Source organism: Agromyces cerinus subsp. cerinus (assembly GCF_900142065.1).
Classification (GTDB): Bacteria; Actinomycetota; Actinomycetes; order Actinomycetales; family Microbacteriaceae; genus Agromyces; species Agromyces cerinus.
Map to the genome: position 1 here is coordinate 315458 of NZ_FSRJ01000001.1, position 11650 is coordinate 327107.

Annotated in this window: 9 protein-coding genes; 4 read left to right on the top strand and 5 right to left on the bottom strand. The window is 63.9% G+C overall.

Going from position 1 to position 11650, the window contains the following annotated elements:
* Positions 1-476 precede the first annotated feature (476 nt).
* The 4 genes from BUR99_RS01360 to BUR99_RS01375 all read right to left on the bottom strand — a co-directional run bounded on the left by BUR99_RS01360 (position 477) and on the right by BUR99_RS01375 (position 7062).
* Positions 477-2087: an HTTM domain-containing protein gene (locus tag BUR99_RS01360; protein ID WP_143231329.1), complete on the bottom strand. Its 1611-nt coding sequence runs from the start codon at positions 2085-2087 to the stop codon at positions 477-479.
* Positions 2084-3568: a glycosyltransferase family protein gene (locus tag BUR99_RS01365; protein ID WP_143231331.1), complete on the bottom strand. Its 1485-nt coding sequence runs from the start codon at positions 3566-3568 to the stop codon at positions 2084-2086. The genes BUR99_RS01360 and BUR99_RS01365 overlap by 4 nt, the downstream gene beginning before the upstream one ends.
* A gap of 44 nt (positions 3569-3612) precedes the next feature.
* The gene (locus tag BUR99_RS01370) at positions 3613-4824 is read right to left on the bottom strand and encodes an acyltransferase family protein (RefSeq protein WP_143231333.1); all 1212 of its coding nucleotides are present in this window, start codon (positions 4822-4824) and stop codon (positions 3613-3615) included.
* Positions 4825-4917: 93 nt separating this feature from the next.
* Positions 4918-7062, bottom strand: coding sequence for a glycosyltransferase (locus BUR99_RS01375; protein WP_074258594.1), 2145 nt, complete (start codon positions 7060-7062; stop codon positions 4918-4920).
* Between the two features lie 522 nt (positions 7063-7584).
* Between BUR99_RS01375 and manA the strand changes: the two genes are divergently transcribed.
* Complete coding sequence (gene manA, locus BUR99_RS01380) at positions 7585-8847, top strand: mannose-6-phosphate isomerase, class I (RefSeq protein ID WP_074258595.1); 1263 nt, start codon at positions 7585-7587, stop codon at positions 8845-8847.
* Here manA and BUR99_RS01385 read toward each other — a convergent pair.
* Positions 8844-9800, bottom strand: a complete 957-nt coding sequence (locus BUR99_RS01385) for a GlxA family transcriptional regulator (protein ID WP_074258596.1) — start codon at positions 9798-9800, stop codon at positions 8844-8846. The two genes, manA and BUR99_RS01385, sit on opposite strands and share 4 nt — an antisense overlap.
* A gap of 84 nt (positions 9801-9884) precedes the next feature.
* On the opposite strand from BUR99_RS01385, the gene BUR99_RS20155 reads away from it, so the two are divergent.
* The 3 genes from BUR99_RS20155 (at position 9885) to BUR99_RS01395 (ending at position 11622) form a co-directional block, all read left to right on the top strand.
* On the top strand, positions 9885-10034 hold the full coding sequence (locus tag BUR99_RS20155; protein ID WP_159440933.1) for a hypothetical protein: 150 nt from the start codon (positions 9885-9887) through the stop codon (positions 10032-10034).
* 144 nt (positions 10035-10178) lie between these two features.
* Positions 10179-11147, top strand: coding sequence for a UDP-glucose 4-epimerase GalE (gene galE, locus BUR99_RS01390; protein ID WP_074258597.1), 969 nt, complete (start codon positions 10179-10181; stop codon positions 11145-11147).
* 154 nt (positions 11148-11301) lie between these two features.
* Positions 11302-11622, top strand: a complete 321-nt coding sequence (locus BUR99_RS01395) for a WhiB family transcriptional regulator (protein ID WP_074258598.1) — start codon at positions 11302-11304, stop codon at positions 11620-11622.
* Positions 11623-11650: the final 28 nt, after the last annotated feature.

Here is an 11650-nt window from a genome sequence, read left to right on the forward strand (position 1 = left end):
CCGCGATGGGCCGCAGCCCGATCGCGGCCTCGCTCTCTGGGTGTGGTGCCAGGGTGTTCATGTAAGTGCGAAGTCCGACATATCGGCGACCGAACCGCCCGGGTGCTCGGCCGCTTCGAGCTGACGTCTGAGCGCAGGGGCAGATCTCTGTGCTGTTCGGTAATAGTGGCCAGCGGTGTCGCGATTGAGCACGTCGCGCAAGCCTTCCCCAGTTGGGCTCGCGCAACGTTCATCATCGATTGAGGACATTGGGGGACGGCCTGGTTGTGCCCGTACTCGGCGAAGGTGGTCGCGGAGCAGGTCGACTGGACCCGTGCACGTGCGGTGTTGTGCTGGACCACGGCACGGCGTAGTCCGGTACTGGCACGTTCGATTTTGAGGATGCGCGCCTGAGCACGTGACGGAGATCGAGAAACGTAAGGATTCAAGACCGGATGCGGCGAGGAGACCGCCTGGCGGGCGGGTTGTCGGGGCGGCTACTCGGCTGAGACCACGTATTCGAGCTCAACCCGCGTGTCGGTCTGTGCTCCTTCGCGATACTCCGTACGCGTCCAACGAACGATGAGCTCGTCTCCGGTCGCGAGCCCCGGGAGGGCGCCAGCCTCGACCCTTTGAGCGTCGGACAACCGGGCATGCAGCGGGAGCGCAGCGAACCTGTGCCCGAGCGTACTCAGTTCTGCAAACCGAGAGGCTCCGTCAGCTGGCGCCGGGAAGTGAAACAGTGCCAAGTTGGTTGCATATGGTTCGGTGATGCCGAACAACTCGGTGGCGCTGATCGCGCGCTCGTGTTTATTCGATCGAATCGCCAACGACTGTGTTGTGGTGTTGATCACACCTCCGGTCGATTGGTTCCCCATGAAAAGGGGCCCCATGATCGACGGATATGGTTCCGAGGCAAGGTACGTGATGACCGGTGCGCTGCACGCGAGGAACGCCACGGCGAACGCCGCTGCCAGGCCGTGTATCGGAGGGAGCCGAGGTTGTAGCTCGCACTCGGGAGAACGTCGGACGGTGATCGCCGCGAACGTGGTGAAGATCAACAAAACGAGCAGCCCGACTGTCGCGCTCGAGTTGACGGTCGGCATGTGAGGTACGACTGTGCGTATATCGAGCTCGGCGACATATTGCCAGAGCGACAACAGCGCGAGTGTGATCGCGATTGGCCAGCGCCATACGACAAGCGCCGGGCGCTCGCGCTGATTGGGATGCCCTCGGTCACTCGGTGTTTTCGCTCCAAGGGTCCCGATCAGGATCAGATAGACCAAGACCAGTTTCGAGAAGTCGATTCCGAGCACGAAGAGGATTCCGATGTGGAATATCGCAGCGCCGATCACGTAGAACCGCGCGACCGGTCGGAGGGCGATCGCCACGAAGAACCCCAACTCGAACAGTACTGTGGCGAGATCCAGACACTTCCAAGCCCATCCGGGAAGTGTTTCGAGCAAGAGGGTTCCGGCTGGGGGAAGACCGTAGGAGTTCGCGTAGAGCGTCGCCCATGCTTCGAGAGCGGAGCCATCAGGGCGAAGCCAGCCGGTTGCGGCCTTTGCCAGACCCGACGTGAAGAACATTGCACCGACCGCGAGTGCCACGGCCGCGACGGCGAGCGCAGAATGATCGCTTCTGCGGCGGATGCGCGATTGGTAGGAATCAATCGACATCGTCTCTCCCCATCCCGAAAACGCCATCACTGCTGGCACTACGGTGTACAGGAGAATATCGTGGTCGATCTTGCCGGTGCTGTAGCGCGTACCTGCGAGGATCGATTCGGAGAGCGCGAACGCGAGCGACGCGTCGCGCGTTCGCCAGCCCATCAAGATCAAGATGAGGGCGGCGCGCGAGAGGAGCTCCAGCGCGAGGAGGAATGCCTCTGGTGGGAACTCCGGTAACACGGCCATCGGCCCGAGGGGCGGTGCGAAAAGTTCGCCGGCTAAGCGGCCGAGCGGTGCAGCATCGGTCGGCACCCAGATGAAGAGGAGTCCGCCCGCGAACGCGATTCTCGAGAGTGCGAGCGTCCTGGTCGGTGTCGCCCACTGGCGTATCCAGATCGATGTGATCTTGTCGGCGGTACTTCTTGAAGTGACACTCACCTCGTCGACGTTCCGCGCGAACGATGGCGTAGCACCATGTTCAACGCGGCGCCGTAGGGTCTAGCGATGCGCTCGGCGAGACGGATGATCCGCCTCGACCGGAATGCGTCGAACTCGCGCTCCGTGCGGTCGAGCCGCGCAGCGACAGCCTCAGCAGCTGCGGTTGCCCTGTCCGCGGCATCGCGTGAATTCGACGCCGCGAAAAGCGCATCGTCGCGTTCGCGCTCGACAACTGCCAGGCTCGAATCGAGAGATTCCCGTAGTTCTCGTGCGTGCTGTCTCGCCCGGTCGCGCTGCTTCTCGAACGCCGTAGATTTCGCCTTGAGATGCGCCCGCTGTTGCTCGAGCACGGCGATCCGATCGAGCCCTTTGCGGCGCCCGCGCTCGCGTTTCGCGCTGCCCTCCACGGCTGAGACCCAGGTGGCGGTGAGGTCTTGGAGGAGCTCCAAAGCGGTCTGATCCTCTCGGCTCAGCGCCCAAGTGTTTCGCTGCGACGTTCTGCAGGATTCGATTACCCGGGGAATCTGTGAGCTAAGAAGGTAACAGTCGCCAATCCGGTCTGCGATCTCGTCGAGATGCGTTTTCGCATCGACGAGTCCGTTCTCCAATTCGTCGGCGATCGTCTCGGCAGTCTTCTGTCCAAAGCCGCGGCCGGAGAAGTTATGGTGTGCGGACTTCTCCAGATTCGACGGATTCAACCACCCGGGCCCGCCGAAGCGATCGTAGCAATAGACCGGTCGCCCACCGACGAGAGCGTACTGGACTGTCTTACCGATGGTGACGACGGCGTCGTACTCGCCGAGGAGGCTCGGAGTGATGCGCGACAGCTGCGTTGTGGCCTTAGCCGTGGACTCCCCGAATAGATCCAAGTCGATCCGACCCTCGAGCAGGGCGACTGCTTCGAGAAGCTCATCTGGGATGTGGTTCGACACAATCGCAAGTCGAGGTCGAGCACGAGCGTTGAGAGCAGGCATCGCCGTGAATGCGTCGGGTGCTGGATTCGGAAAGACCCGGATCCGTTCGTGACTCAGTGATGCAAGCGCGCCACGAGCCGATTGGGCTTCCATCGTCTCTTCGGAGTTGAACAGGGAAAGCGTTGCGAGTTGCCGCTCGATCGACGGGAGCATCGGGTGTTCGATCGGATGCACCCCAGACATGTGGTTGAAGACTATGGGCGCGTCGATGTCGCCCGCTGCGACAATCTTTGGGATCACACAATGATGGATCCAGACGAGTTCAAAGTCGTACTGGCCCAATCGATCCGACAGATTCGGATCTGACATCAGGATGACTTCGACGTCACCCGCGTTCAGAATCTCTTCCCGCATCGGGCTTTCGAATGCATGGGTCACGACGACAACGGGCGAGCCTGTCGAAGCGAAATGCTCGACAAGTTCGAGAGTGACAATCTCTGATCCAGCAAACCGACGCAGTTGAGACTGGGTGATGAGGATGGCCCGTGATGGCGGTTGTATGGTCATCGATCGCCCCATTCAGTCTTGATCATCGCAGCTGGTTCGGTTACTCAAAGCTCGACCGCCCGCTGACTCGCCCCGGAGGATGCATCGGAGGAGCCCCCGAAACGACCGCTCTTCCGATGGGAGGAGGTCTGAGATATCGAGGAGAGTCGACTCCGCCAATGCGCCAGACCGAGTCCTGGTCCCCGATTCTTCAAACGCAGCGCAGGACGTTCGACGAGATGCCAGCTTGCCCAGGCGGCGGCGAAAGTGAGGGCGAGCGTCGCCGCCACCCACGGCACATATCCGAATGAGTTCCAGCCGATGGCAACGGTGACCTGCTGGATCAGAAAGGCGTAGATGTAGACGCCGTACGAGTAGTCGTTCCGCGCTCCAATCTTCTGAAAGACGGCGGGGAGTCTCACAGCCGTCCAGAGGAGGGCATAGGGCAGAGCGATGACTCCGGCGACAAGCCATCCGCCTTGCAGCAGTGACGCCGCGACTACCAGCCAGGAGAACCAGCCCAGCCGGTCATCGAGCGGAACACGGTCGGAGAAGGCACTTAAGCACGACCCGACGGCGAATGCCAGCGCGACTTTCGCGAATTTCGCGTCGACGAACGGCAGCGGCGACGAAGGCGCTGGAGACGCGAATGTGCCCGCAGCCAGACCGATCGCGAGCAAAAGAACCGCTGCGAGGGCGACGAACCGTAGCTTCCTCACGCCCCCGAAGAGGACGAGGACCGCGATGAAGAGATACGCGCGCCATTCGTATGCAAGCGTCCAGAGGGATCCATTCACGGAGCTCCTCCCGCCAGTCGATTCGCCGAACGGACCGTCAGAGAAGAGTGAATGAATGCCGAGCTGTTCGATCGTCAGATCGAAATTACGAGCGACATAGTCGAGCGGCCCGCCATCGGTATCACCCGAGAAGTAACTGCCCAGGCTCTGCCCATAATGCAACTTCCACATCAAAGGGCCGACCACGAAGGCGGTGAGCAGCAAGACCACCCAGAACCCCGGGAAGATTCGCAAGAATCTTCGCCAAAGAAACTGGACAACGTCAGTGGCAGCACCGCTCTGCGTGACGAGGTAGCCGCTCATCGCGAAGAACGCCACCACCGCGAACCCGCCCGCGCTCTCTTGTTGATGAGTCAGACGTCCAACCGGGTCGTGACCCCATCCTCCGAGAATGAACGCGTGCGAGAAGATCACGAGAACAGCCATGAACAGCCGCAGGAAACCTAGGGAATTGCGGTGACCGTTCAGGCCATCGCTCAACTTTCCGCCAGAGCCTTGCCCGACAAGCCCGCCGCCTGCCCTCTCACTCACAGCTGCTGCCCTGGCAGGACGGGCGGGCGATCGGGGCCGTCATCATTGCGTGACCAGCAGCTCGGGGTAGCTCCGCGGGATTCGAGTCTCCCGATACACCCGTGCATAGTCTTGAGCCATCGCTTCACGGGTTCGGATCGAAGTACGCGCGGAATTGCGGAGCACCGCGGCTTCATCGATCAGGTTCTGCTGAAGGAGGTACTCCGCAGCGGCGGCCGGCGAATCCACGGGCACGAGGTGGCCGCCACCATGCGCGCGAATCCGGTCGGCGACCGCGCCGATATCAGTAGCCAGCACTGGGATGCCGAGGGCCCATGCTTCTGTGAGGGTGTGTGAATACGTTTCGGGCCAGATCGAGAATAGGCCGATGAAGTCCGGATCGATCTCATCGACGAGTGGGCGAAGCGAATCGCGGTTGTACTCGCCATGCAGTACAACGTTCTGGCCGCCGATTTGCTCGGCTCGTTCACCAAGGATGTGCCACTCGACATCGGGTGACGTGAGCTCAACGAGGCTGCGTAGGTAGTCGATGCCCTTGTGTACGTCCCATCGCGCGGGACACGCAATTCGAAGTGGACCGGGGCGACGTTCCCGGCCGGAGCGTACCGTATCCCAATTGGTGCTCAGATCGCGCCCGTGCTCGATGAGAATGAGCTTGCTCGCGTGGTCCGGGAAGTTCTCCGCGTAGATGCCTGCGGCACTCGTGGTGGTGGCGACGATGTGACGGCTGGCACCGAACAGCTCGTCGGCACGATCGCGCCATTCTCCGATCCACTCGTGCTTCAAGTTCGGGGCACCGCGCGTGAATCGATTCGGAAGCCGACACTGTCCTGCGCCGGGAGTGCAGACTCCTCCGCAGAACTTCAGATTCTCATCGAGGAGGTGAATCGAGGGGCAGACGTAGTAGAAGTCGTGCGTCGACAGGATGAACGGCACGCCAAGGGTCTTCGCAACACGTGGCAGTGTCAAAAGCGGCTGGCCGATCAGGTGCCGAACATGGATGAGTTCAATGGCATATTTCATGATCCACGACGCAAGTACCTCGGCGTAGTCAGGTCGCCAGGTGTCGCGGATGCTGAACCGTTCTGCCGGTCGCCACTCCTCGAGCAGTACTGCCGTACCGGCAGTTCGTCGCTCGAGTCGGACGTAGTTGTCGCGAGCGACGAGCAGGAAGCCCTCCTGCTCGTCGTCGAGAGCGTCCATCAGATCTTGATTCGTCTGGGGGGTGCCGCCACCGGACTGATGAATGACGTAGAGCGTGCGCGGAAGCGCGCGAGATTCACTCGAATTTGCACGAACTGTTTCGAACTCGTCGCGCAGCTTGAGCATCGGACCCGAATCGAGCCATTCTCGAACAAGTCTCCGGTAGCTCGGATGAAGTACGCCCAACGTCTCGCGCGCCTCTGCCATGAGTGCCTGCCGCGAAGAGCCGAACGATACCGCCTGAGCGTGTTGGACGAATACCTGCGGTGCGAGGAGATGCTCCATTCCACCGGCGACCGCCCGCATGCTCCAATCATTCTCTTCACCGTATCCTCGCGGGAATGCGTGCTCATCAAGGCGGCCGACGGCCTCGATCGCATCTCGTCTGAGGTACCAGCAAAACCCATGACCAGTCGGCGCGGTCACAGAGAAGGTCTGAACGTTCTGGGCAACGAACCTCGCGCAAGCCTCTGGTTCGGACGCGAGAGGCCAATCGTTGAGCTGACCCGCAACGGGCATTGCGAATGCGCCTGCATTGTCAGAAACCCCTGACACCGATGCGACGGAGTTTCGCGAGTAGGCGACCCAGCGGAGCCGCTCGATCCAGAGCGGGCCGACGATCGTGTCGCTGTTCAGCAAGATGAGATCGTCGTCGCCCGTCAGATCGAAACCGCGGTTCGCAGTCCTCGTGTAGCCGATGTTCTCTTGATTCCGCACGACTTCGACGCCGTTGTGCTCCGCTTCGGCGAGGATGTCCAACGTGAGCGGATCGGTTGACCCGTCATCGATGACAACGACACGGCGCCCATAGCTGTGTGCGCGAACCGCAGCGACGCAGGCTCGAACGACCTCGCCGCCGTTGAAGACCGGTATGACGACGGTTGCCGATGGTGCAGCCTCGAGCCGAACCAGGGTGCCGCCGACGTCGGTGAGTTTGCGCGAGTAGTGCGAGAGGTTCAAATCACCGGTCCGCGGCTCAGCCATTTCGCTTCACCAAGCTGCGAACGGCCCGCTTTACGTGGCGATAGGGAGTCTCGAGTGGGCGAATCAGGACCGAGACCGCTCGCATGGACCGTCTGGCACGAAACGCCCTGAGCTCGATAAGTTCTCTCTTCAGCCGTTGGACCTCGGCCTCATCGACTCTCGGGGTGACTTCTGCGGCCCGAATCAGTTTCGTAACTTCTTCAGCACGTGCCTTCGCGGCGAGACGGTACGACTCAGCAAGCACTCGCAAGCGCTCTACATCCGACTCGGCCACCCGAAGGCGTGCATGCAAATCTTCAACCGGTTCGGCCAACAGTTCCGCGCCGGGGGTGGTCGTATCTTGGTTCATGGGTTCCTCTGCAACAAATGTTGCCAATCGGTCGGCGGGGCGCCGCGCCAGCACATTATTCCAGACTCCTCACCTTCTTCTTTCCACCGTATGGCCGGAGGGGTGCATGCTCGATCAGGGCGGCGCTGAGTCTTGGTAGTTTTGATCCAGACGACCGAGAGGACCCCTCGAGCATGTTCATGGTGATCGGCAATACTCCACGGGACTACGCATGGGGCTCGACCGCGGCGATTGCGGGGTTCCGCGGACTCGAGGCCACAGGGTCGCCCGAGGCAGAACTCTGGCTTGGAGCGCACCCGGGCTCGCCGGCGCATCTGCTCGACCCAGCATCCGTCGGCCACGCCGATCTCGCTGCCTGGATCGAGGCCGACCCCGAACAGTCGCTTGGTACCCGTCTCGCCGAAGCTGCGCGGTTGCCCTTCCTCATGAAGGTGCTTGCAGCGGCGGCGCCGCTATCACTGCAGGCGCACCCCACACCCGCTCAGGCTCGCGCCGGGTACGCCCGCGAAGAGGCCGATGGCGTGCCGCTGACCGCGTACGACCGCAACTACAAGGACGAGTTCCACAAGCCCGAGCTCATCGTCGCGGTGAGTGACACCTTCGATGCCCTTTCGGGATTCCGGCCACTCGATGAAGTGCGCGGCGTGCTCGAGGTGCTTCGGGCAGCGGATGCCGAGGCGCCCGAGCCCGACCCCGGTGCACTCGATCTGCTCGAATCCCACCTGTCTGGCGAGCACGCACTCCGCGACACCGTCGAGTGGCTGCTGCGCGACGGCCGCGGCGGTGACACGGGCGAGGCGTCGTGGGTCATTGACCGGGTAACAGCACTCGCGGCATCCGAAACCGCCCTCGCCTCGCGCTACGTGCTGTCGTTCGAGACGGTCGGCGCACTCGCCGACGCCTACCCGGGCGACGCCGGTGTCGTCATCTCGCTGCTGCTGAACCGGGTGCGCCTCGTGCGCGGCGAGGCGCTGTATCTCGCGGCGGGCAACATCCACGCCTACCTCGACGGCCTCGGCATCGAGCTCATGGCGGCAAGCGACAACGTGCTGCGCGGTGGCCTCACGCCGAAACACATCGACGTGGCTGAACTGCTCGACGTGCTCGACTTCACGCCGATCGCCCCGCCGTATCTCGCCCCGGTGGAGGTCTCGCCGGGAGTGACTTCGTATCGCCCCGGCGTGCCCGACTTCGAGCTGTACCGGGTCGAGCCGGCGGCAGGCGCCGTGGGGCGTTCGCGCGTCTCCCTCGAAGGGCCGGCGATCGTCGTCGTCGAAGGCGCCGACGTCGTGATCAGCGGCGGCACCGGGGCGTCCGTCGCGCTCGGGCGAGGCGAATCGGTGTACGTGACGCCCGACGAGGCAGCGCTCGAGATCAGCGGCCCCGGCATCGCCTGGATCGCGACGACGGGGACTACGGTGCAGCCCTCCGTCTAGGAGGCGACCCGCATGCCGAAGAGCCGGCGGTACGCCGTCGGCGTCGTCTGCAGCACCTTCACGAAGTGGTGCCGCATGACGGCGGCCGCGCCGAAGCCGGTGTCCCGTGCGATCTCCTCGAGGGTGAACGAGGTCTCCTCGAGCAGCTGCTGAGCCCGCAGCAATCGCTGGCGGTTGAGCCAGGCGTTGGGCGTCGTGCCGGTCTCGGCCCGGAACCGCCGTGCGAACGTGCGCGGCGACATGAGCGCCTTGCGTGCGAGGAGGTCGACGGTGAGGTCTTCGTCGAGGTGCTCGACCATCCACTCGGTGATCTTGGCGAAGGAGTCGCTTCGGCACTCGGCGATGGGAGTCTGGATGAACTGCGACTGGCCGCCGTCGCGCTGCGGGGGCACGACCATGCGGCGCGCGATCATGTTCGCGGCGCTCGCCCCGAGTTCGGTGCGCACGATGTGGAGCGCCGCGTCGATGCCCGCGGCCGTGCCCGCTCCGGTGACGACCTTGCCGTCCTGCACGAAGAGCACGTCGGCGTCGACGTCGGCTTGGGGGAACATCTCGGCGAGCCGCTCCGTGTACATCCAGTGCGTGGTAGCACGCCGACCGTCGAGCACGCCGGCCCGGCCGAGCGTGAAGGCGCCGGAGCAGACCGAGAGCACCCACGCGCCGCGCTCGACCGCGTCGCGCAGCACCTCGGAGACCCGGTCGTCGACGGGCTCGTCGATGAGGGCGGCAGGCACGGCGACCAGGTCGGCCGTGCGAGCGAAGTCGAGTCCCTCGTGCACGACGATGTCGAAGCCGAGCTTGGTGGGGATCGCCCCGGGCTCCGCGGCGACGACGTGGAAGTCGAACGTGGGGCCGCCGGTGTCGCTGCGGTCGATGCCGAACACCTCGCAGAGCACGCCGAATTCGAACGGCGCCATCTGGGGCATGGCGATGCAGGCGATGGTCTGGAGCACGGCGGCCTCCGTTGGCAGGAATAGGTCGTTTGATGGCTACTCTGCCACTTTCGGCAGGATCTCACAAGTCATAGATTTACTGCCATGACCACGATCATCTTCCTCGTCCTTGCGGGACTCGCCGTCTGGGGTGTGCTCGCCACCGTGCTCCGCCTCGACACCGATGGCTACGGTCGACCCGAGATCCGCGACCGCAACCGTCACGCCGAGAACCAGCCCACACGAACCGTCTGAGCGCTTCCCGGCGCAGTCCCTGAGCGCCTCCCGGCGCATCCCCGAGCGCCTCCGGCGCGGGCCCGATCGCCTCCCGGGCGAGCGCGAGGCAGACCCCGGATACGATCGTTCCGGTGCGGAGACGCCGTGCCGGAAGGTGGGAACATGAGCTGGCTGGTCACCGGGGGAGCGGGCTACATCGGCGCGCATGTCGTACGTGCATTCGCGGCGCAGGGAATCGGAGCCGTGGTGCTCGACGACCTGTCCTCGGGGCGGAGCGAGTTCGTGCCGGCCGGGACCCCGTTCGTCCACGGCAGCATCCTCGACGGCGCGGCCATCGAGCGCGCGATCGAAGAGCACGGCGTCACGGGTGTCGTGCACCTCGCCGGCTTCAAGTACGCGGGCGTCTCGGTGCAGCGTCCGCTGCACACCTACCGGCAGAACGTCACCGGCACCACCACGCTGCTCGCGGCGATGGAGTCGAAGGGCGTCGATCGCATCGTCTTCTCATCGAGCGCCGCCGTGTACGGCACGCCCGACGTCGATCTCGTCACCGAGCTGACGCCGAAGCACCCGGAGTCGCCCTACGGCGAGTCGAAGCTCATCGGCGAGTGGCTGCTCGCCGACCAGGCGAAGGCCGCCGGTCTCCGCCACACGAGTCTGCGCTACTTCAACGTCGTCGGCTCCGGCACGCCCGACGTCTTCGACGTCAGCCCGCACAACCTCTTCCCGCTCGTCTTCGACGCGCTGCTCGACGGTCGCACCCCCCGCATCAACGGCGGCGACTACCCGACACCCGACGGCACCTGCGTGCGCGACTACATCCACGTCGCCGATCTCGCGGAGGCGCATGTCGTCGCGGCTCGGAGACTCGAGGCCGGCGACACCCTCGAACCCGTCTACAACCTCGGCTCCGGAGACGGTGTCTCGGTCGGTGAGATCATGCGTGCGGTCGCCGAGGTCACCGGTATCGAGTTCTCGCCCGAGACCGTCGAGCGTCGCGCCGGGGACCCCGCGCGCATCGTCGCATCCGGCGAGCTCGCGGCACGCGACCTCGATTGGCGCATGCGGCACACCCTCTCCGAGATGGTCGAAAGCGCCTGGCAGGCCCGCCGCGCAGCATCCGATTCATAACGTCTGCTCAACGTCCCGGCGTGTCGAGCGGGTCATCAAGCCTCGACGGCGCATTGAGGGTTTACCATCTGCGACTTGACTCACGGGAATTACACCGGTGTAATTGGTCGTGACACACCCTCTGGGTGGTCGGTACAACTGGGTGGGAGACGATATGAGCAATCCTGAATATCGTTCTGGAGTACCTGACGATTGGTTCGTCGATCCGGTCAGGCTGGGCGTTCCGGGGGTTCGTTCGGTCTCAGACGATGACAATCCGTTGGCATGGCAGAGCGACGCGCTATGCGCGCAGACAGATCCCGAGGCGTTCTTCCCTGAAAAGGGCGGATCGACGCGGGACGCGAAGAAGATCTGCACCGGATGCGAGGTGCGCAATCAGTGCCTCGAGTACGCGCTCGGCAACGACGAGCGTTTCGGCATCTGGGGCGGGCTCTCCGAACGGGAGCGGCGCAAGCTCCGCAAACGAGCGGTCTGAGTCGTGGGGCCTGCTTCGGCGGGCCCCG

Excerpts from the sequence above, each read along its gene's own strand:
- manA (WP_074258595.1), top strand. The coding sequence starts at position 7,585 with ATGTTCATGGTGATCGGCAATACTCCACGGGACTACGCATGGGGCTCG.
- BUR99_RS20155 (WP_159440933.1), top strand. The coding sequence starts at position 9,885 with ATGACCACGATCATCTTCCTCGTCCTTGCGGGACTCGCCGTCTGGGGT.
- BUR99_RS01365 (WP_143231331.1), bottom strand. The coding sequence starts at position 3,568 with ATGACCATACAACCGCCATCACGGGCCATCCTCATCACCCAGTCTCAA.
- BUR99_RS01375 (WP_074258594.1), bottom strand. The coding sequence starts at position 7,062 with ATGGCTGAGCCGCGGACCGGTGATTTGAACCTCTCGCACTACTCGCGC.
- BUR99_RS01395 (WP_074258598.1), top strand. The coding sequence starts at position 11,302 with ATGAGCAATCCTGAATATCGTTCTGGAGTACCTGACGATTGGTTCGTC.
- galE (WP_074258597.1), top strand. The coding sequence starts at position 10,179 with ATGAGCTGGCTGGTCACCGGGGGAGCGGGCTACATCGGCGCGCATGTC.